This window comes from Leptolyngbya sp. PCC 6406, assembly GCF_000332095.2.
GTDB lineage: Bacteria > Cyanobacteriota > Cyanobacteriia > Phormidesmidales > Phormidesmidaceae > PCC-6406.
In genome coordinates this window covers 159,932-180,907 of record NZ_KI913950.1, presented here as the reverse complement: position 1 = coordinate 180,907, position 20,976 = coordinate 159,932, and the positions used below count along the sequence as shown (strand labels likewise).

Genomic DNA, 20,976 nt, shown 5'->3' with positions numbered 1-20,976 from the left:
ATTGAAGTTACCCTACGGAGATGCCGCTAATCCGGCGCAGATAGTGGAGAAGCTGGAGACCTATGCTTTGGACTTCAATCACTCTAGCGGGAAACACAAGGCCAGATTGTTTCGGTCAAAATTAGGAATTACCCTAGACAATAAGGCTCTGCTGGTTGAAGCGCTCATTGTAGCAGCGGCAGCAAAACCGGCGTTTCTCACGACATCTGACCTGTATGGAGAACGCTACGTGATTGATTTCTCGATGACGACAGCAGTTGGCACATCTATGGTGCGGAGTGCTTGGATTATTCAACCCGACAAAGCTTATCCGCGACTGACCAGTGTTTATCCGATCTAAGCAAGGAGACGTTATGAAGACTATTCATCTCCATGACATAGTTGCCCTGATGGAAGATATTCCTGCTCAGCGCTTCCCACGGGGCGGGCAAATTTTACTGCGGCGAGGACAAGTCGGTACGGTGGTTGAAGAGCTAGGAGATGGAGAAGCTTTTGAAATTGAGTTTTCGCGCTCCGATGGCCAAGCCTATGCCATGTTGGCGATTAGAGCTGAACAACTCCTGCCACTGTACTACGAGCCTATGGAGTTAGCCGCAGCCAGCTAACGATGGCTCTACTAGATAAAGGTGGCTTTAGTTATGAAACTTTCAGATCTCGATTCGAGTTCTTTGGCCGCGATTAAAGCGGTTCGGTGGGATCGCATTATTGAGAAGCACGAGGGACCGGAGGATTGGGCCTCTGTGTTGGAGTGGTATGACCCAGAATTCACGATGATTGAGGGGCGGGCAGTTTTACTACCCGTTGAGCGATCACACCATGATAACATCACCATTCTCCGCACCATCTGGAGCGCAGATGGCAATTCCCTCACGCTATTTTTGAAAGACACCACCTACGGCGACGACTGGTTTATGAGTGGGTATATGGCAGTCTGTGATCGCATCCCCAAGCAAGACTTCTACCTGGCGATTCTCTACCATGAGTGGTTCATCATTGAGCCCTTAAATATATCGACTAGCAGCTAACTTAAAAGAAAAAATAGGATAAAACCATGACTCAAAGCACAGCCTCATCCATTAACGTTCAACAGGCGACTCAGGCAGCAAAAGCCTACCTCTCAGAGCTTCAGGGATTTATGGGAGGGCTGGTTAATGATATTCGCCTTGAAGAATCTGAGATATCTGAGGACGATCATCTGTGGCATATAACGCTGAGTTTCACACGCCCAGCCGACAACCAACTGGTGCCTACTCAAGTTCAGCGAGAATACAAGGTATTTGAGATCAGTACAGCAACAGGGCAAGTCAAAGCCATGAAAATTCGGACGCTATGATTGAGGAGATAAAAGCTCTACTGAGTCGGTATCGTTCATTGGGGCTACTCATAGACACTAACATTCTGCTGCTGTACGTTGTAGGGCTTGTGAACCGAGAACGAATTACTCGATTCAAACGCACTCAACAATTTATCCCAGAAGATTTTGATTTGCTGTCGCAGATTATGGCTTCTTTTCAGACCATCGTGACTACACCCAATATTTTGACTGAGGTCAATAGTTTTGTGAATCAGATAGGAGAGCCGGAACGATCGCGCTGTATATCTTTGTTTGGCCAAGCCATTACAAATATGCAGGAAGATCACCAAGCCAGCGCCACATTGGCTACATTCCCTGAATTTCAGCGATTTGGTTTAACGGACTGTGGCATTGCCAGCGCAGCTCGCGATCGCTATCTGGTGCTGACCGATGATCTACGGTTGACGGCACATCTCCAAAGCCAAAATATAGATGCCATTAATTTCAATAACATCCGACCTCTGAGCTGGCCTTAAAAAATCATTAGACAGTCAGCCAGCCTTGGGCTTTTAGGTGGTTCCAGGCCATGGCGAGGTGTTGGGGCTTAAAGAGGTTCTTCTTGCGATCGCTCCATTCCCGCACCCGCTCAATGGCCACCTCGCAATCTACTGCTGTCTGAGGGTCTTCTTGGGCTACCCAGTGCAGGCTTGCCAGCATTTCTAGGCCGTAGGGGGTTTCAAATCCTTCGATTAGCTGACTGACTCGCTCTAAATAGGGGTCAGCATTTTGGCCGTCAGCCAAGAAGCTTTGGGCCGCCTCATGCCCAGCGGGCAAGACCTGAATCTGGGCACGACCGCTACCGTCACCGTATCCACGAATGTAGTGGCCCTCCATACCTTGCAGGGCGTGGCCCAGGTTATGGGCATAGGGGCCATAGTGAAAGCGCTGGTAGGCCAGGGTTTGCAGCGTGGGCTCTCCAGCCACCTTGAGAAAGTAAGCCAGCTTTTGAATTTCGATGCGGCTGGCGCTATACCCCGGTAGCCCGTAGAGTTCTAAAATCCGAATCAGGGCGGCTCTAAAGGCTGTCATTGGCGGCTTTGAAGTGGCGATCGCCATCGCTTCAACCGGCGGTGCCCCGGCTGGTTCAAATACAATCACTTCAATATTGGGCAGCGATTTGAAGGCTTCTAGAATGAGCGGTTTTACCTCGGCCCAGTCTAGTCCCCCATTGCCACAGCCTAGGGGGGGGATGGCAATCGACCGAATCCCCAATCGTTGGACTTCTTCTACTAAAGCGACTAGCCCGGCCTTGATATCGTCAAGCTGGGAGGGTTGCCGCCAGTGGCGTTTGGTCGGGAAGTTGATGATATACCGAGGGTTCAGCAGGGAGTCGGTGGCGACGGTAAACATGCGGCCTGGCTCGACATCGTTGTTCTTGCACGCTTTTTGATACTGCTTAAAGTTGTCTGGAAATGCCCGCTTAAATTGCAGCGCCACTCCTTTGCCCATGACACCTACGCAGTTGACGGTGTTCACCAGGGCTTCAGTTTTTTCGTCTAGGAGGTTGCCACGCTTTAGCTTGAGCATTGTGTCGTCATATTACTAGTTCAATTGTACTGAATAGAGGGGATTGGGTTCAAGACCATCGGGGAGTAATCAAGTCAACTGAATTTTACGAGTAATACCACTGGGGGCGCAGGCGGGCGGTCATCGTTTGCCCAAATTGTCGCAAAATTTGGTTCACCTCGGCAGCGATCGCCTCATCCATCACCCCAATGCCACGAATCAAGGGCCAAGGCACCGCTTGGTGTACCAAAAACTCGGCCTGGCGGCGACGCTTGCGATCGCCATCCTCTTCGGTATCTCGCCAATACTTGGTCTGCATGATGTCCCAGTCGATGGCGGCGTCGATTTCGTTGAGGTCGTCGTAGAAGCTGGTGTAGCCCATGACGGCATGGCCATCGCTAAATACAAACCCTAGACTGGCCTCTGCAATCGCTTCGGCGGTGGTGACTAGATGCAAGATAGACCGCTGTCCGCTGGTATAACCCGTGACGTTGCCGATGTGGATTGCCCCCAGCATGGGCGAACGGGGGGCAAAGTAGAAGGGCACGTAGTCGTGCAGCACGCCACCAGGGCCACAGGGCACCGTTTTGGAGTAGCGCCGATCTTGAATGTGTTCGTAGGCAATGGAGGTGTAGTCGGCCTCGTTGGCTTGCAGCCGGTTTTTGGCTAATAGGGTACCGGCCTGCACGATAGTAGCCAGGTTGCTGATGGGGGTAATGTGGTATAGCCAAACGGGCATTCTACACAGGGCGGTGGTGAGTGCTCCTTAGCGTAGCAATGGGTGGGGTCGGGCGATCGGGCTAGGGCCAGGGCTGTTAAGCAATACCGGCTAAGTCCAGGCAGTTTTTTTTCGCTTCGTACAATGGGATGAGCTATGGAGCCTAGCATGACCGAACCAACGCCCAAGCCCACCCGCCCCGCTGTTTTTATCGAGAAGATTTTTCCGGTGACGCTGCTGAATAGGCAGGTGTACTACGAGCATGGGGGCAACCCGTTTAAGGGGCTGCATCGTTGGTATTCGCGGAAGCCGCTGTCGTTTAGTCGGGCCAGTGTGTTGGGGTCGCTGCTGCCGGATTCGGTGACGATGGAGGAGTTTGAGTATCTGCTGGGGCTGGAGCGGCGGCTGGGGGGGCAGCCGGATACCACCACCAAGCTCTACAAAACCCCGCCTTCGCCGGAGCGGATTAAGCAGGTGCATGACCTGTGTGAGCAGACCTGGGGCACGCGCACGCCGACGGTGCTGGATGCGTTTGCGGGGGGTGGCAGCATTCCGTTTGAGGCGGTGCGGTATGGGTTGAATGTGCTGGCCAGCGACCTGAACCCGGTGGCGGTGGTGACGATGAAGGCGGCGATGGAGTACCCGCTAAAGTTTGGGCCAGATTTGCAGCATGACATTGACAAGTGGGTGAAGTGGGTGGGCGATGAGGCGGAAAAGCGGTTAGGGTCGTTTTTTCCGTCGGGAGAAGAGAATCTCCCCCAGCCCCCCTTTGAAAGGGAATCCCCCCCGGCCCTCCTTTTTAAGGGGGGTGCTGAAGAGGGGGATGCTGAAGTCCCCCTTGAAAAGGGGGATTTAGAGGGATACAACACCGCTAGCGCAGAAGGGAATCCCCCCCAGTCTCCCTTTGCAAGGGGGGAAGCAGAGGGTTCGGAAGTCCCCCTTGAAAAGGGGGATTTAGGGGGATTTGACCGGGGTTTAGGGGGATCAAAAACTTCTCACACAAAAGTCCAAAACTATTTGTGGGCGCATACAGTGGTGTGTCCGAGTTGTGAGTCGGTGGTGCCGTTGAGCCCAAATTGGTGGCTGAGTAAGACGAGTAACTATGCTGGGGCAGGGCAGGCCAGAAAGGTTACGAGCGATTGGTATGCGGTGAAGCCGATTCCAAATCTGGCAGAAAGGCGGGTAGATTTTGAGTTGGTGAAGGGGCGAAAGGGAAAAGGAACGACGATTCAGACACCTGAAGGAGATTTTGATCCGGGGGATTTTAATACGATTAGTCGTGGGGTTGGCAAGTGCTGTAATTGCAGTTCAATTTTAGATGATGAGACTATCAAGGCTTACTCATCAATCAATGATTTTGGCCAGCAACTTTATGCAGTTGCCTTCAAGAAGGGGAAAGGTAACCTTGATTTTAGAATTCCTAGCCAGGTCGATCTGGATGGTGTTGAGAAAGCTGTAATAGAACTAAGAAAAAATGAAGATAGGCTTATTCTAGAAGAGATTATTCCTGTTGAAGCTACAAGTACAGGATTACATGATTCTCCCAGGAACTATGAATACGGTTTACGTCAATATGAAGACTGCTTTAATCCTCGTCAGCTTTTGACGCTAGTGACGTATGTTGAAATCCTGAATGAGGTGAAGGAGAAGCTGAGGGCAGAGCACGAGCTAGAGAAGGTGGCGGCGATTTTAACCTATCTAGATTTAGTGCTTGACCGGTGTGTTGACGTTAATTGTAGGCTTGCCCACGTCAACACAATGGGGCCAAAAATTGAAGGCGCTTCTGGGCAGCACTCACTCAATTTGTTTTGGAACTACCCAGAAACAAACGGTAGCACTCGTTTATGGCAATGGTGTTCGGACAAAGTTTTATCTGACTACGAAGCTCTCTGTAAACAACTTGGCTTAGATCATCCCAGCCTTTTGAACTTCCAGCCAAATCCCCCATCCCCCATCCCCGTCGCGCAAGCGTCCCGATTGCAAACCCCACCAGAAGATTCTGGACCTGCTCCCAAAGTCAGACCCAGAGATGAGCAGCTAGTTGCCCAGATTCAAGCGATGGCAGCACAGCGGAACCTGTCTTATGATTCTCGCTTTTTGCCCTACAACAAAAAACTGGTTGCGCGGGCGAAGGAATTGCGTAAGAACATGACCACTGCGGAGAAAAAGCTGTGGCATGAGTATCTGAAAACATTAGAGGAGCGATTTTGGCGGCAGCGACCGATTGACCATTTTATTGTTGATTTTTACTGTCCTTCTCGTTACTTGGTAATTGAGGTGGATGGTGATACTCATAGCACGGATGAGGCGGAAGCTTATGATGCAGAGCGGACACAAATTCTAGAAGCCTATGGGCTAACAGTGTTGCGGTTTACCAATGATGAAGTGTTGAATAATTTTGAGGGGGTTTGTGCGGCGATTGGGGAGAAGAATCCCCCCCAGTCCCCCTTTGCAAGGGGGGAAGCAGAGGGTTCGGAAGTCCCCCTTGAAAAGGGGGATTTAGGGGGATGCAACGCCGCTAGCGCAGAAGGGAATCCCCCCCAGTCTCCCTTTGAAAGGGGGGAAGCAGAGGGTTCGGAAGTCCCCCTTGAAAAGGGGGATTTAGGGGGATTCGACCGCTGCAAAATTGTCGCTGCTTCAGCAGATAACCTGGCCCATATTGCAGACAAATCTTTGGATGCGATCGTTACCGACCCGCCCTACTACGCCACCATCCAATATTCTGAGCTTTCCGACTTCTTCTACGTCTGGCAAAAGCGCGTTCTCGGTGACATCTTCCCCGAACTCTACCTCTCCGAACTTACCGACAAAGACCGCGAAGCCGTTGCGAACCCTTCCCGCTTCCGCAACATGGGCGAAAGCCCGGAAGAACTCGCCAACCGCGACTACGAAGCCAAAATGGCCCTCGCCTTTGCCGAATACTTCCGCGTCCTCCGTGACGACGGCGTCATGACCGTTCAGTTCAACCACAAAGACTCCGGTGCCTGGGACGTGCTCGCCAAATCCCTCATCGACGCAGGCTTTGAAATCACCGCCAGTTGGGCCGTCAGCACCGAGAACCCGCAAAACCTGCACCAGGCCCAGAAAAACTCCGTCTCCAGCACCGTGCTCCTCGTCTGCCGCAAGCGCGACCCCAACGCCGGTTCCGCCTGGTGGGATGACCTGCGCCCCGAACTCGCCAACCTCGTCGAGCAACGCGCCCCCGAATTTGAAGCCAACGACATCGGCGGCATTGACCTCTACCTCAGCGCCTTTGGCCCCGCCCTCAACGTCTTCAGCCGCGCTTGGCCTGTCCTCGATAGCTCCGGCGTTGAAATGCGCCCCGAAGTCGCCTTTGGGGAAGCTCGTAAGGCGATCGCCAACTACCGCTTCCGCAAACTGCTCGAAGCCGACACCGCCGGGTTCGACCCCCTCACCCAGTGGTACATCCTAGCCTGGGATGCCTTCCGCGCCCGCGAGTTCCCCTTCGATGAAGCGCGACAGCTCGCCCTCGCCGTCGGCGGCTTCAACGTCAGCGACCTGGCCAAAACCCACAAGCTGATCGACTCCGCCAGCGGCACCTGCAAACTGCTCACTCCCCAACAACGCCTCAAAAAACGCGCCTTCTCCACTAACCCCGACGAATTTACCGCCGCCGCCCTAGTCGATGGCCTCCACGCCATCATCGCCCTCTACCTGGAAGAGCAAAGCATCGACCCCGTCCGCCGCTTCCTCAAAACCACTGGCCTGCTCAGCAACGACCTGTTCATGCGCGCCTGGGAAGTAGCCCTCAAGGCGATCCCCCACATCGGCGATGAACGCAAACGGATGGTGGAGGAGAAAGCCCTGGCCGACCTGTGGCTAGCGATGGACGAGATTCAGGCCAAAGTGCTCTACGTACAGCCAGAGCTGGAGTTTCAGGGAGGGCAGATGGGGCTGTTTTAGACGGGGAGAGGGGGAGAGGGAGACGCGGGGACGCGGAGAGGGGGGGACGCGGAGAGGGTTTTGGGGTTGCGTCACCATAGGGTTAGTTAGGAGTTCATAGGGAATAGGCATTATGGCGGGTACATCGGCTAAGGTTCCAAAATCCAAAAAGAAAAACTTTTCCAGCTTTAGCTATGCCGAAGCCTTCAAACAACTCCACTTAGACGATCTCATTCCCTGGGAACTAGCAGCGCCCCCGGTTGAACCCAGTACCTTTTTTCAAGAACGGCTCCACCGCCTAGAGCAAACCTTTGACCTAGAGGGCTACGAAGAATCTAAAAAGCTGCTGATTGATGCCATTTGCGAAGAGGCGATCGCCAGCACCGATCATCTCAAAATTTGGAAGGGGGCACAACTCGAAGGCGATGTAGCGGCGGGCTATGTCGATTATTTAATCGCCGAGCGGAAACGGTATTTAGACATTCCCCTACTGTGCATCATCGAAGCCAAGAAGGACGATTTTGAGAAAGGGCTGGCCCAATGCCTAGTCGAAATGCAGGCTTGCCAGTGGCAAAATCACCAGGCAGACCGAGAGATTGATGTCTACGGCATCGTCACCAATGGCCGAGCATGGCAATTTTATCGCATGGCCCCAACGGGTGCAGTCTACGAAACCCCTGTGTATTCCACGGGCGATATGGATCTGTTGCTGGGTCGATTGCGCTACGTCTTTCAATTGTGCGAACAAAATCTAGGCTAAAGAATAAAGGGAGGACGCGATCGTGACTGCTAAAGCCCCTAAGAAAAAAGCCTTTTCCCGGTTTACTCTGGGCGAAGCCTATAAGCAACTGTCCCTGACGCAACTCATTCCCTGGACGATTGACTTTAGCCCCGTTGCCCCCACCGATGCCTTTCAGCTTCACTTGGAACGGTTACAGGCTTTTGATACTCAGCGCTCCGAAGAGGGCAAAAAGCTACTGATTGATGCCATTTTGATCGAAGCCATTCAGGATTTCAAACGCCTCAAATTTTGGAAAGGGGCAAATCTGGAAAGCGACATTGCCCATGGAGCGGCAGACTACCTCCTTGCCGAAAATCGCGGCTATTTGGAAGCGCCTTTCCTCTGTGTTATTGAAGCCAAAAAGGATGACTTTGAGCAAGGCTTAGCCCAATGTTTGGTAGAGATGCAAGCGTGTCAGTGGAGTAATCGAGTGGGCGATCGCGCAATCGATGTGTTTGGCATTGTCACCAACGGCGAAGGCTGGAAGTTTTACAAACTTGATCAGGCCGGACGAGGCTATGAAACCCTGCTGTATTCCATCAGCGAACTCGAAAACATCCTGGGGCAATTGCACTATATCTTTCGGCAGTGCGAACTACACTTACCCTGAAATCCGTATGTCTGAGGTTACAATCCATCAGCAGTTCAGTTATTTATGGAGGTGACGATGCGTAAGCAAATCATTGAGTACACATCCCCGCTGGATGCCCTAGTGGCCGTGGCCAAGCGTCTAAGCCTGTATGAAACTCAAGCTCAGATGGATTCAGAAGAATTCTTCTATCAATACGGCCAAGGACAATTGGGAGACGACACCGTTTATGTGGAATGGGCCAATGACTATCGCCACTACATCGCCCTACGCCAAGACCTAGAAGCTAGACTCAGCCATGCTGCATGAGCAACTGTCTCGCTATTTGGGACAGGTTGAGGCTGCCGTCTCCCAGTACCCCACCGCTTACGTCGAGCGCTACACCGAAGAAATTTTGACCCCTGAACGGGTAAACCTACGGCTACGCCTTCGGTTTGACTCAGGACGCTTGCTAGAGATCAATGAAGCAGTAGTCGTGGTCGAGAATCAACTGACCTTCCTGGACTATCGCTACCATTGCCAGGATGAGAACAATCAACTGCTGTTTCGCTACGACAGCACTCCTCACTTTCCAGACCTGTCCACCTTTCCGCATCACAAGCACTTGCCCAAGGTCGTCATTGCCAGTGAGAAACCTGATATCACCCAGGTATTGCAGGAAGTCAGCCAGCAACTTCCGGGTTTTCAATGATCCCAAGGGTGGGGTGCCGTCGTCATAATTACGGAAAGGGCCGGATTTCGCAGACGATATTCCTGCGGGTTCCACCTGTTCCCCACCTCACATAGGAGCTTGTAATCTCGTGTCAGTATTTGACGGCATGGCAAAGACAATCGGCAACCTGACAGACCATGTCACAGGACAAATGGTCAAGCTGGGGGCGATCGCGATCGGGCTGCTACTGGCCCTTGCCTTCCTGTTGCAAGCTCTTCCTAGCCCCTTTAGTATCACCACCATCACTGAAGTCCAGGATCTACTGCTGGGCCAGATCCAAGCTGAGAGCCTGCTGACCACGGCCAGTCAAGACATCAGTGCGAACGTCACGATTGACCAAGTTGCCAAAGTCCTGAAAATTCCTATCGGTACCACCAACCTGGTCTACGCCGCAGTGGGCAAAGCAAGCGCCGGGATCGACCTTCACAGTATTGAGGTGGTGAAGTTCAATCGGGAAGCGCGAAGCGTCACACTCCGCATACCAGCGGCAGAGATGAATATCAGTCTTAACCCCGAGCGTTCTGAAACCCTGGCGAACTATCGAAATTGGTTTGGCCCTAAAGCAGGTATTGAGATTTATCAAGATGCTCAGCGCCAAGCCGCTGCTGCCATGAGTAGCAAGGCTTGTACCAGCGGCATCCTAAACGCAGCCACCCATAATGCTGAAGTTGAAATCCGAGCCATCCTTACCAAAGTCGGCTTCCAGCAGGTGACATTTAAGACCACCCCCACAGCTTGCCCCACAGCTTGATACGTTCCCAGCAACTCGGTACTGAAAAGGCCCTGAAAACCAGTTTTCAGGGCCTTTAGCGCATCTGAGCCTATGATCTATGGGTCTTGGCATATGGGTCTTGGCAAGGCTCTAACAAAAGCGCTATAGTTCATGTGAACTATTCGACGATTTGCGACAATCCTTTGCCCGCGATCGCGCAAGTCATGACGACGCTATCCTGCAAAACCAAAGAAGTGCTGGAGTGGCTGCGGGACTTCCAGGCTGATCATGCTTACTTTCCGACCTTTCGGGATGTTCAGCGGGCCGTGGGGTTCAAGTCAGTAAATTCGGCGCGGTACCATATCTGCAAGCTGAAAGCAGCGGGCCTGGTGATTAGTGACCCGAATAAGGCCCGAACCCTGCGATTAGCGGACGTGGAGCCACTAAAGTCGGATTTTCTGGGAATCCCCATCTGCGGTGCGATCGCGGCAGGGAGCTTGGTTGAATTCTTCCCCGATCATGAAATTTCCCATATTCCCCCCGATCTGTTCTCCCCAAAATCCCGAGGACTGGAGCGCTTTGCTCTGCGGGTGCGGGGAGACAGCATGATGGATGTCCATATTCTTGACAACGATGTGGTGGTTTTGGAGAAACCCTTTGATGTCAAGGCAATCAAAAATGGTGCAATTGTGGCAGCGCGGGTAAAGCAGGAAAATCGAGCCACCCTGAAGCGATGGCGACGGGTGGACGACCAAGTTTTTCTAACGCCAGAAAATGCGAACTACTCTACGATTCAGGTAGCGGCCCAGAACGTCTCTGTAGAAGGCATTTATGTTGGGCTAGTTCGAGATTTGGTGTAACCCAGTTCCATGCTCGCTTCCCTGGCCGATTATCCCTGGAAAATTAGCTACGCCAGCGACACCAGCAACCCCGTCGCCGACTTCTACATCCCTGCCCTCGAACGCGCCACCCAATACGATCGCAAATCCGGTTTCTTCAGCAGCGCCATCCTCAGCCAAGTCGCCGGGGGACTCGGCGCTTTCCTCCAGAACCAGGGCCGCATCCGCCTGATTATGAGCTGCCACCTGAGCAAAGCAGATCTCCAGGCCATTCAACAGGGCTACACCCTTCGTGATGCCGTCGCCGCCAACCTAGACGCCAACCTCACCCCACCAGAAAACTTCGCCCAGCTCAAACGCCTCGAAATCTTGAGCTGGCTGATTCAGAGCGATCGCCTCGACATCCGCATCGCCATCCCCCTGCGCCACGATGGCCAGCCCCTCGACCCCGATGAGGCCATCAATACCCACTACATCTATCACGAGAAAGTTTGCCTCTTCACGGACGCTGACGACAACCAGATTGCCACCACCGGCTCCAACAACGAATCCAGTGGCGGCTGGAACTTCAATGTCGAATCCTTCCATGTCTTCTGCTCCTGGGAGGGCGATCGCGACCTGGCCCGTGTGCAAGAAGAAACACGGCGGTTCGAGCAGCACTGGCATAACCAGATTCCTAGCGTCCGGGTATTTGAAGTCCCCGATGCCGTCAAACGCAAGCTGATCCGCTACGCCCCTCCCCAAAAACCCACCTGGAGAATTGAGGATGAGTTTGATCAACGACCGCTTCGAGACGCGGAGAACTGGGGACACGGGGACACGGAGACAGAGGGAGACGGCGATAATCCCATCACCGTGTCTCCCCCTCTCCCCCTCACCGCGTCAGAACTAGCCAGGGAACAGGAGATGTTTGGTGCGATCGCAAACATCCATAAACATCCTGGTTGTCTCGCCGCCTGTCTCGACTCCATCCCCATTCAGCCCTGGCCCCACCAGATCAAAATCCTCAAACGCGCCGCTGCCGAATTCCCCCGCAGCTTCCTAATCGCCGATGAGGTGGGTTTGGGCAAAACCATCGAGACCGGGCTGATTCTCCGCTACCTACTGGTGTCCCAAAAGGTCAAGCGCGTCCTCGTGCTAGCCCCTGCCAGTGTGCAACCCCAGTGGCACGAAGAACTGCGGGAAAAGTTTAACCTCCACTTTTGGAGCCTGACAGGAGGGGAGTTGGTTGATCCGTTTGGTAGCAAGAATGGAGCGATACGGAGATATGGGGACACGGAGATCAGGAGAATCGGGGACACGGAGACAGGGGGACACGGGGATGAAGCCCTCTCCGCGTCTCCCCCTCCCCCCCTCTCCGCGTCAAGCCTCAGCACCATTTGGAATCAGCAAGATCTAATCCTGGCATCCAGTCACCTGGTGCGCCGCCAAGAGCGGATGCAAGAACTGCTCGATGCCGAACCCTGGGATCTGGTCATCCTCGATGAGGCCCACCACGCCCGCCGCAAATCGCCCCAGGCCCGCAAAGATACCCCCAACCGCCTGTTGCAACTGCTGGAGCAACTGCGCGACAAAACCAAAGCGCTGATTTTGCTGTCGGCCACCCCGATGCAAATCGACCCCATTGAAGTCTTTGACCTGCTCGATGTACTGGGTTTAGAGGGCCATTGGGCCGATGGCGACACCTTCTGCGACTACTTTGCTTCCCTCGATAGCAAGCCTGATCGCCACCTGCTGAACTTCTGGCAAACCCTATCTGCCGACTACTTTGCCCGTGGGGGCCAGCCCTGCCCCCGGCTTCAGCAGCACCTCAGTCAGCAAAACCGGATGTTGGCCAGCACCGTTGAGGCCGTGTGGCGGGGGCGGCTGAAAATAACCATCAACGAGCACGCCTACTTGCAAGACGATGCCTTTATCGCCGCCTCCCTGCAATTCCTTTCCACCAACACCCCCCTCAAAGACATGATGTTCCGCCACACGCGGGACACCCTACGGGAGTATTATCGCCTCGGTCTATTGAACAAAGACGTGCCCCGGCGCGAAGTGCGCGATAACGCCATCACGTTAGAACCCTTACGAGAAGCGGAACTCTACCGCCAAGTCAGCGACTATGTGCGCCATTTTTACCGTCTGGCCCAGAAAGAACAGCGCAAAGCTCTAGGCTTTTTAATGACTCTGTACCGCAAGCGGCTGACCAGTTCCTTCTACGCCATTCAGCAATCCCTCCAGCGACGGCTGGATTCACTCATCACTCAACAGGGCAGCAGCCTCACCACCGATGACCTGGCGGATCTGGACGATGCTGATGATGCGGTGATCGAAGGGTTGGAGGGTTACATGGAGCCCGTAGACCCCAGGGAAATTGAGCATCTAGAAGCCCTGCTGCGGCAGTTTGAGAACACTGGGGAAGACACTAAACTGGCCCACTTCATTACCACCCTACGGCAGGAGTTGGTGAATCGGGAAAGTGCGATCGCCTTTACCCAGTACACCGACACCATGGACTTCCTACGGGGCCAATTACGGGAACTGTATGGCGATCAAGTAGCCTGCTACTCCGGGCGGGGTGGCGAACTGTGGCGCGATGGGCAATGGGCCAGCGTCCCCAAGGAAGCTATCAAGCGCCTGTTTCGGGAGGGCACCATTAAAATCCTGCTCTGTACCGAATCCGCCAGCGAGGGGCTGAACCTACAAACCTGCGGGGTGTTGATCAACTACGACCTGCCTTGGAACCCGATGCGGGTGGAGCAGCGCATTGGCCGTATTGACCGCATTGGCCAGCGCTACCCCACCGTCACCATCCACAACTTCTACTACGACGGCACGGTGGAGGCAAAGGTGTACCGGAAATTGCGCGATCGCATCAATGCCTTTACCGCTGTCGTCGGTAACCTCCAGCCCATCCTGGCCCAGGTACCCACCTTTTTAGAAAAGGCCACCATGAGCGTTGACCCGGAAGAAGAAGATGTGTTGCTGTCGGAGTTTGACCAAGTGCTCGACACCCCGCCCCTGCGTCCCGGCCTAGATGACATGGTGCAGCGGGATGTAGAGGCGGATTTACAAGAGATCCAGCGTCCCTTGCCCCCTAGTCCAGTGGGTTGGGCAGACATTGAGCGCACCCTCACCCAGTCCCAGCTTCTCCAGGCCAAGGGGATTCGCTTTTCTCCCAAGGAACCCGACATCTGGGAGTTGCAGTGGGGCGATCGGGTTTACTCAGTCACGTTCCAGCCCAATATATACGATGAGAATCCCTCCCTGCGCCTGATGGCTTGGGGTGATCCGCTCTTTGCTGCCCTAGTGGCCCAGGGGCAAGCCTAGGCGCACCTCAAAACACCTGAAAAAGCTCGGAAGCTTGGTAGCCCCGTCTCTTTGGTCGGGGAGGATGTCAAGGCCATAGCCCATTTGGCTTCCACTGCGAATGCGGGCATGGCCACCGCAGACCCCGCAACATTAAAAAGTCATCTCGGTTCAAGGTAATAACGGCACGATTATCTGCTGTGGCTGTTTTAAGTACCTGAGCGTCGGGAATCCGCTGATTTGCATTCCCTGCATCCAGGGATGTCAACACATCGTGTCCTCGTTGCCGTAGGGTCTCAACTAACTCGAAGGTCAAATTTTCGTTGGCATAGAGCCTAAACAGCATCCCAAGCCTCCTCGCTGTGGTGAGAGGCCATGAGGGTATCAATTTCCCCTGGATGGGTCTGGTAGTAGACTCGGGCGGCCAAAAGGTCAAAGGGAGTCAGCCCAGGGAAATTTCTGATCAAAGCTGTTTCGTCTAGCCCTTGCTGGGCTAGGGAGATCAACGTCCATACGGCAATACGAGTGTTGCGAATGCAGGCATGGCCTCCGGCTACCCCCGGTGTTTTTTGCACCATGTGACCCAGTAAGTCCGCCTGAAACGCCTGGAAATCTTCTATGGACAAAGCTGACACCGCTTCTGCTAATGAGGTTGCCAGTTGGGGATTCATCGACTTAACTCCTGTAGGCCACTAGAGTGAGTTCCGTGAATAGATTCAGCTATGGAACTGATATGTCCTGCAATATGGCTTGACTACTGGTCTTGAAAGGTTGCAGGTCATTGGGTTCGACTCCGCTCTAGCAAGACCGACCGGACATCGCGAAAGTAGCGATCGCTCAGCCTCCCGCGATTCCTTCACTAGCGGCTGAGAACATCAAGGGTTGAGATACTGCGCCTGAATTAGGGCCATATCCCAGAAGGCGGCTTCAATTTTGTGGCCATCGGGGTCGCGCACAAAGCAGCCGTAGTAGGGGTCACCATAGTCTGGGCGGGGACCCGGTGGGCCTTCATCAATGGCCCCTGCGGCCAGGGCCGCTTCGTAGAAGGCATGAACAGCCTCTTTAGTGGGAGCGATGAACCCCACATGGGTACCGTTGCCCACGGTGGCGGGCTGGCCATCGATAGGAGTCTGAATCCAGAACTCAGGCAGTTGCTTGCCGTAGGCGATCGCCCCTGGTTCTCGCATGATGCACTGGCAGCCCAGGGTGGGTAGGACACGATTGTAAAAGGCCACCGCCCGCTCGAAGTCGTTGGTGCCCAGGGACATATGGGAAATGATGCTGGTGTTGTCCATAGCTGATTGACCGTTTACTTAACTCTTGTGGCAATCCACCAGGTGGTACCCCCTGGATCTTTCACTCCGCCCCGTTTGTCTTCGTCATCTTTTTGCATCGGTACCTGCACCGAGGTCGCACCCCAGTCGAGGGCACTTTGGTAGGTGGCATCGACATCCGGCACATAGATATGGACATGGGCTGGGCGGGCAGGCCAACCTTCAGCCTGATCCCCCAGCATGATCACGCCATCCTCTAGGCGTACTTCAGCGTGAATGACATATCCTTGGGTGTCGGGGAACCGGCGCAGTTCGGTGGCACCCAAGACATCGGTGAGAAACTGAATGGTGCGATCGGCCCCGTCTACCACCAGATAAGGAGAAACGGCGGGATAGTTGTCGGGTCGATAAGGTGGGGGCATGACAGTAGAAATAATGGGGTTGAATGCAACCAATGCCGACAAATTAGTACATATAGACTATTTAGTCAAGATGAAGTGAACCTCAATGGAGGTGTGATCTGTCTCTATACGGCGTCCACTCGCGAAAGTCAAAACCTGGCCACCTGATACACCATTAACCCGCAGATCCCTAACAATAAAGAAACCTCATCCACAATAGAGAAGCAACCATGACTACAAATGTACTTGGCTACGCTGCAAAGTCTGCCACAGCCGATCTAGCACCCTATCGCTTTATGCGTCGCGAGCCCCGCGCTGACGATGTAGAGATCGAAATTCTCTATTGTGGCGTCTGTCACTCAGATTTACATACGGCCCGCAATGACTGGGGAGGTACGACATACCCAGTCGTACCTGGCCATGAAATTATCGGTCGCGTGGTCAGCGTGGGGACAGAGGTGACGCGCTTCAAACTGGGGGATCAGGTGGGTGTCGGCTGCATGGTCGATTCTTGCCAGAACTGTGCGCCCTGCGGACAAGGCTTAGAGCAATACTGTGAGGAGTTTCCAACCCTGACCTATGACGGCAAAGATCGCCAGGATCACACGCCCACTTTTGGCGGTTATTCCGAGAAAATCGTCGTGTCGGATAAATTTGTGCTGAAAATTCCTGACGGGTTAGACCTCAAAGGGGCTGCACCATTGCTGTGCGCCGGGATTACCACCTGGTCACCCCTGCGTCATTGGCAGGTAGGTGAGGACAGTCGGGTGGCGGTTGTTGGTCTTGGTGGTTTGGGGCATATGGCGCTGAAACTGGCGAAGGGGTTGGGCGCAGAGGTTACGCTGTTTACCCGTTCTCCCGGTAAGGAGGAGGATGCCCGTCGTCTCGGCGCAGACAACATCGTGATCTCTACCGACGCAGCCCAAATGAAGGCCGTTAAGGGACAGTTTGACCTGATTATTGATACCGTACCCATCGAGCACGATCTCAACCCCTATCTGCCAGCGCTAACGCTTGATGGCACGCTTGCACTAGTCGGGTTTCTAGGCAATCTGATGCCAACCTTAAATACTGTGCCGCTGATCATGGGGCGGAAATCGGTGGCAGGGTCGCTCATCGGCGGCATTGCCGAAACCCAGGAAATGCTCGATTTTTGTGGTGAACAGGGCATCACTTCGGACGTGGAAGTGATTAACATTCAGGATGTTAATGAAGCCTATGGACGTATGCAGAAAAGCGATGTGAAATACCGATTTGTGATTGATATGGCTTCGCTGAAGGACTGATTACAAATAGGTTTTACAATTCCATTTCCACCTTCTGTTGGTGTTTACGCCCCACGCCCCGGTGAGATCGTGGGCACTGTGCTTCCGCACCTACCGCCGCCCCCATCTCCTCCAACATCACCTCTCCACCCAAAATTGCCCCCTTCGCCACCTCCGGGTCTTGGAATTCACCACTAGAGCGTTGAGGCACCCGCAACGTCCCCGGTTCCACCCTCACCACAGCAGCAGCATTGCGGCCATCCTTCGTATATCCCTCAATCTCAATGGAGCGGGCCTGAAAGACCGTACCCAGCATCGGCATCCGGCTATTCTGGGCAAAAGTCCCTATCGCCCTGCCATCTAGGGTCTCAAGGCAGGGTTGATTCGCATGACGCAGATCCGGGTGGTCTGCGGGTAGCCGTCCCACCCGTAGCAGTGTGCCCTCTGCAAACCCCTCAGTCTGTTGATGCTCGTTGTACTGCAACCCAATCAACTGCATTTCCTGGATTGGGCAGTGGTGGCGCAGACGCTCCACTAACGTCGGCAAGCAGAGGTTGTAGGCCAAGGATCCCAATCCCCCGGCAGTCTGTTGCGGCTGCGCCCATGCCAAGTATTTCGCTGGGGCTTCAATGCGACCTCCATACTGGGGCTGAAGGTCGTGGTCAGGGTATGCCGCTAACAGTTGGCTCACCAAACGACGGCTAGGCCGCTCCAGGACAAAGTCAACGTAGGGGCCATGGGTGCTGATCAAGGCGGTGTACTGCCCTGGTGCTGCATCCAGTTTGGCCTTGGCCGCCTCTACCTCAGGACCAAAGGGCGCACTCAGCACCCATTGCTGATTCTCAACGGCATGGTAGGGCAGTTGCATCCGTTTGGCCCCAAAGTGGGTGTCTTTGCCCTCCGCCCACGCTAGGCACGCCTGTCTGAACTCATCGGGCTGGTCCGCACTGTGGCAGGCCACCCACAGCTTTTGTTGAAAGACGATCAACTCCTGGGGGCTATAGTCTCTGGCATCAATGTCCGCTTGAATCGCGTCATAGATCGCCTTGATGGACTTGCGGAACGCTTGCCCCTCCAATCCCTGTTTCCTCAGGTCTCCAAGGGCTTCGTTGTACTGGGTTTTGATGGCTTTGGCGTCTGCGTCTAGTTCATGGCTACGGGTGAAGCGCTCAAACTCCTTCAATCGGGGCAGGTTCGCCACCGCCCCTTGGAAGTAATGCCGGGGGGTATGGTGCAATCGAGCCGGTTCCCACTGGGCATTGACCAGTTTCGGCAACACGTCGAGGGCACTGTTCAGGTCTTCTCCCTCCGGCATCTGGTAGGTGCGGTACACGTTCCGGTCTTTGTGGAAGTCAAAGAAGGGCATGGGGTAGGCATCGGCCCAGTCCTTAGCCTCTGCCAACAGGGTGCTGCCACCAATCTCTTCGACATCTTCTAGGCGTTCGGCGCTTTTGCCATAGTCCACTTCGATTTGCAGGGCTTGCATCAACCGGGTCAGCAGGGCTTTCTTGTCTTGATGAAAGGCTGCTAGGGCTTCAGGGCTACTGCGGTCTTCGGAATCCGGTTGGGAACCCTGCACCCGACCAATGAGGGTGGCGACGATGCCGACTTTGTTTTCACTGCCATAGGCGGCGGCTTCCCTCAGGTTGCCGGATAGCACGGGGGCCGGTTGCATGTGGGTGGCTGGCTCGAAGGTGAATCCAGAGCGATCTACGAGGATGTAGGGTTGTTTGGGCCGTTGCACAATGGCTTCAAAGTCCCCCGGTTCATGGGTCCAGGCGACTTCTTGGGCGATGTGGGGCAGGTCTTTGGCGTAGGACCATTGCATCTGGTCGCCATCAAAGTCCCCTTGGTGGAACTGGGCCGCATCTGCGGGATGCATCCAGATCACGTTCTCGTACTGGCAGAGTTTGGGCACTGACCGATTGATGTATTTGCGGATGTTGTCTTTGCTGGGAATGGGGGAGCGGGTGACAATCACCTCTTCTCCATCGGCAACCCCTGGGATACACACTTGGCCTGATTGCAGTTGGGGGGCGGGTTGGGCCAGGGCGGAGTGATGCTTGAATCCCCCATTGACGGCCAGTTCTTGCCATTGTCGTTGCAGGAAGCGGGCGCAGTAGTCTTGCACTTTGGGGCTTTGGCTCAAGATGCCTTGGACATCGGCCTTCAGGATTTGAATCATGGCCGGGTCGGGGTCGCCCTCTCGGTCTTGGTCACGGCCATCTAAGCCTTCGGCTCCCTGGTTGCGTTCGGCGGCTTCCGCTAGAATCAGGCGCTTGAGGCGGGCTGGGTCGGATTGGATCTGGGCGAGACGGGCGGCTTTGGCGATGGTGATGGGTCCGAGGTCGGCAGCGATCGCGGCGGGGCTGAAGCAGGCGGTGAATTGCCAGCTATTGCGGTAGGGGGTGGCGGTGGCGTTCTGGCGATTCCCCATCACTACCTGGGGTAGGTAGTAGTCCCCCAGGGGCATGAAGTCATCCAGCACTGTTTTATGGATGCCTTTGATGGAGCTACGGTCGAGGATAAGGTCGTAGTCCCCCACCAGGTCATCCTCGACCGCTAGAGTGCCCTTGGCGATGAAGCTGACCGGGGCATCGGGGCTCTCGGTCACATCCCAATTCCGGTTCCAGGCGAGGCGAAACTGAAAGGGCCGCTCGGGGCTGCCATTGAGGGCGGCGGCTAGGGCACTGCTGCATTTGCCGTGGCAGTCTCCGCTCTGGAATCGGGCAGCTTCGGGCTGGGTATAGTCCACTAGTTTGAACCGCAGTCCTTGAATCCGGGCGGTGCCTTCGTAGCAGTTGGAGGTGAACAGGGAGCCATAGCGGCAGGCGGCATCTGGTTCGGAGCGAAAGAAGTTTTGGATTTGGGCTTTGAGGGCATCTCCGCCGAAGTAATGGTTCTGGCCGGAGGAGAAGATCAGGCTGCGCCGTTCCCCTGCCCCAGAACCAGAAGTGGCTAGTTTTAGGGGTTTGAACAGCTCTGGGTTGGGTTCGGGGGCGTTGACTTTCAGCAGCAACAGGGTCTCTAGCTCTGACGCCGTGCAGAGTTGTCCCAGGATGGCATTCTCGACGGGCATCCTGCCGTAGTCGCCTTCGGGGGTGGCGGGTTTTTGCAGGTGAAATCGCCGTCTGCCTTGGGCGGATTCACTAATTTCTAGAACTGGAATTAGCAGTCTATTGGCTTCAATCAGGGTCGTAGGGGCCATAGGTCTTGATGCTCACTACACTTCCCCTCAACCCCGCTAGGGGTCTTTCTGGGTTCAGGGTGGGTGGGGCTATTTCTGTCCTAGCCGATGAATGGGCCGATGACCGCTCTGGCGCTGAAAGTTCAATCTTCGGATAGAGAAGGGGCTGCGTCATAGAGCGCCCCAACCTCTGGGCTCTAGCCAGTGCAGATCCTGGGTGATGGCACTGATTTCCAAAGAGGTGATGAACGCCTGAGAGAATTGTCTCGCAAGGGTTCTAGCTGATTTACTGCAAACAGCCCGAGATGTATACCTGGCAGGGCTTTTAGAGGCTTATCACCCGTCAGAAGTCCAGTGTCCAACGAGCACTTATTGAGTTCTTTGACTTATCCTATTTATCTTGTTACTAGGTATTTGATGAAAGATATAGAAAATCCA

General features: G+C 54.5%; 21 protein-coding genes. 14 read left to right on the top strand and 7 right to left on the bottom strand.

Annotated elements, in window-relative coordinates:
* Window position 1 precedes the first annotated feature (1 nt).
* From LEP6406_RS0225380 to LEP6406_RS0225360, 5 genes are read left to right on the top strand one after another with little or no spacing between them, the layout of a single operon-like run.
* Window positions 2-340: a DUF6883 domain-containing protein gene (locus tag LEP6406_RS0225380; RefSeq protein WP_008318649.1), complete on the top strand. Its 339-nt coding sequence runs from the start codon at window positions 2-4 to the stop codon at window positions 338-340.
* Between the two features lie 13 nt (window positions 341-353).
* Window positions 354-605, top strand: a complete 252-nt coding sequence (locus LEP6406_RS0225375; RefSeq protein ID WP_008318647.1) for a DUF4926 domain-containing protein — start codon at window positions 354-356, stop codon at window positions 603-605.
* A 33-nt stretch (window positions 606-638) separates the two neighbouring features.
* Entirely contained in the window at window positions 639-1,025 is a 387-nt protein-coding gene (locus LEP6406_RS0225370) for a hypothetical protein (protein WP_008318644.1), read from the top strand.
* A 26-nt stretch (window positions 1,026-1,051) separates the two neighbouring features.
* Complete coding sequence (locus LEP6406_RS0225365) at window positions 1,052-1,333, top strand: hypothetical protein (protein WP_008318640.1); 282 nt, start codon at window positions 1,052-1,054, stop codon at window positions 1,331-1,333.
* Complete coding sequence (locus LEP6406_RS0225360) at window positions 1,330-1,830, top strand: PIN domain-containing protein (protein WP_008318638.1); 501 nt, start codon at window positions 1,330-1,332, stop codon at window positions 1,828-1,830. Before LEP6406_RS0225365 ends, LEP6406_RS0225360 begins: the two co-directional genes overlap by 4 nt.
* A gap of 7 nt (window positions 1,831-1,837) precedes the next feature.
* On the opposite strand, the gene LEP6406_RS0225355 is transcribed toward LEP6406_RS0225360, so the two are convergent.
* Window positions 1,838-2,881: a type II toxin-antitoxin system antitoxin DNA ADP-ribosyl glycohydrolase DarG gene (locus tag LEP6406_RS0225355; protein WP_008318636.1), complete on the bottom strand. Its 1,044-nt coding sequence runs from the start codon at window positions 2,879-2,881 to the stop codon at window positions 1,838-1,840.
* Between the two features lie 85 nt (window positions 2,882-2,966).
* Window positions 2,967-3,599, bottom strand: coding sequence for a type II toxin-antitoxin system toxin DNA ADP-ribosyl transferase DarT (locus LEP6406_RS0225350; protein WP_008318634.1), 633 nt, complete (start codon window positions 3,597-3,599; stop codon window positions 2,967-2,969).
* 147 nt (window positions 3,600-3,746) lie between these two features.
* On the opposite strand from LEP6406_RS0225350, the gene LEP6406_RS34560 reads away from it, so the two are divergent.
* From LEP6406_RS34560 to LEP6406_RS0225310, 8 genes are all read left to right on the top strand, one after another.
* Window positions 3,747-7,502: a DUF1156 domain-containing protein gene (locus tag LEP6406_RS34560; protein ID WP_008318633.1), complete on the top strand. Its 3,756-nt coding sequence runs from the start codon at window positions 3,747-3,749 to the stop codon at window positions 7,500-7,502.
* A gap of 112 nt (window positions 7,503-7,614) precedes the next feature.
* Window positions 7,615-8,241 (top strand): hypothetical protein, encoded by a 627-nt coding sequence (locus tag LEP6406_RS0225340; RefSeq protein ID WP_008318628.1) that lies wholly within the window; start codon window positions 7,615-7,617, stop codon window positions 8,239-8,241.
* A 22-nt stretch (window positions 8,242-8,263) separates the two neighbouring features.
* The gene (locus LEP6406_RS0225335; protein WP_008318627.1) at window positions 8,264-8,872 is read left to right on the top strand and encodes a hypothetical protein; all 609 of its coding nucleotides are present in this window, start codon (window positions 8,264-8,266) and stop codon (window positions 8,870-8,872) included.
* Window positions 8,873-8,929: 57 nt separating this feature from the next.
* On the top strand, window positions 8,930-9,160 hold the full coding sequence (tumA, locus tag LEP6406_RS0225330; RefSeq protein ID WP_008318625.1) for an antitoxin TumA: 231 nt from the start codon (window positions 8,930-8,932) through the stop codon (window positions 9,158-9,160).
* On the top strand, window positions 9,150-9,542 hold the full coding sequence (gene tumE / locus LEP6406_RS0225325) for a toxin TumE (protein ID WP_008318623.1): 393 nt from the start codon (window positions 9,150-9,152) through the stop codon (window positions 9,540-9,542). Before tumA ends, tumE begins: the two co-directional genes overlap by 11 nt.
* A 127-nt stretch (window positions 9,543-9,669) precedes the next feature.
* Entirely contained in the window at window positions 9,670-10,314 is a 645-nt protein-coding gene (locus LEP6406_RS0225320; protein ID WP_027269443.1) for a DUF4230 domain-containing protein, read from the top strand.
* 134 nt (window positions 10,315-10,448) lie between these two features.
* Window positions 10,449-11,135 carry a transcriptional repressor LexA gene (gene lexA / locus LEP6406_RS0225315; protein WP_036031802.1) on the top strand — a complete coding sequence of 229 codons (687 nt, stop codon included), beginning with the start codon at window positions 10,449-10,451 and terminating at the stop codon, window positions 11,133-11,135.
* A 9-nt stretch (window positions 11,136-11,144) separates the two neighbouring features.
* Window positions 11,145-14,432 carry a helicase-related protein gene (locus tag LEP6406_RS0225310; protein ID WP_008318617.1) on the top strand — a complete coding sequence of 1,096 codons (3,288 nt, stop codon included), beginning with the start codon at window positions 11,145-11,147 and terminating at the stop codon, window positions 14,430-14,432.
* 67 nt (window positions 14,433-14,499) lie between these two features.
* Here the strand turns inward: LEP6406_RS0225310 and LEP6406_RS33455 are convergent, their stop codons facing one another.
* The 4 genes from LEP6406_RS33455 to LEP6406_RS0225295 all read right to left on the bottom strand — a co-directional run bounded on the left by LEP6406_RS33455 (window position 14,500) and on the right by LEP6406_RS0225295 (window position 16,107).
* On the bottom strand, window positions 14,500-14,757 hold the full coding sequence (locus tag LEP6406_RS33455; protein WP_008318614.1) for a DUF5615 family PIN-like protein: 258 nt from the start codon (window positions 14,755-14,757) through the stop codon (window positions 14,500-14,502).
* The gene (locus LEP6406_RS0225305) at window positions 14,747-15,082 is read right to left on the bottom strand and encodes a DUF433 domain-containing protein (protein ID WP_008318613.1); all 336 of its coding nucleotides are present in this window, start codon (window positions 15,080-15,082) and stop codon (window positions 14,747-14,749) included. The genes LEP6406_RS33455 and LEP6406_RS0225305 overlap by 11 nt, the downstream gene beginning before the upstream one ends.
* A gap of 204 nt (window positions 15,083-15,286) precedes the next feature.
* The gene (locus LEP6406_RS0225300; RefSeq protein WP_008318611.1) at window positions 15,287-15,706 is read right to left on the bottom strand and encodes a VOC family protein; all 420 of its coding nucleotides are present in this window, start codon (window positions 15,704-15,706) and stop codon (window positions 15,287-15,289) included.
* A 14-nt stretch (window positions 15,707-15,720) separates the two neighbouring features.
* Window positions 15,721-16,107, bottom strand: coding sequence for a VOC family protein (locus LEP6406_RS0225295; protein WP_008318609.1), 387 nt, complete (start codon window positions 16,105-16,107; stop codon window positions 15,721-15,723).
* A gap of 209 nt (window positions 16,108-16,316) precedes the next feature.
* Between LEP6406_RS0225295 and LEP6406_RS0225290 the strand changes: the two genes are divergently transcribed.
* Window positions 16,317-17,372: an NAD(P)-dependent alcohol dehydrogenase gene (locus LEP6406_RS0225290; protein ID WP_008318607.1), complete on the top strand. Its 1,056-nt coding sequence runs from the start codon at window positions 16,317-16,319 to the stop codon at window positions 17,370-17,372.
* A gap of 13 nt (window positions 17,373-17,385) precedes the next feature.
* Here LEP6406_RS0225290 and LEP6406_RS0225285 read toward each other — a convergent pair whose 3' ends face one another.
* Window positions 17,386-20,559: a hypothetical protein gene (locus LEP6406_RS0225285; protein ID WP_008318604.1), complete on the bottom strand. Its 3,174-nt coding sequence runs from the start codon at window positions 20,557-20,559 to the stop codon at window positions 17,386-17,388.
* Window positions 20,560-20,976: the final 417 nt, after the last annotated feature.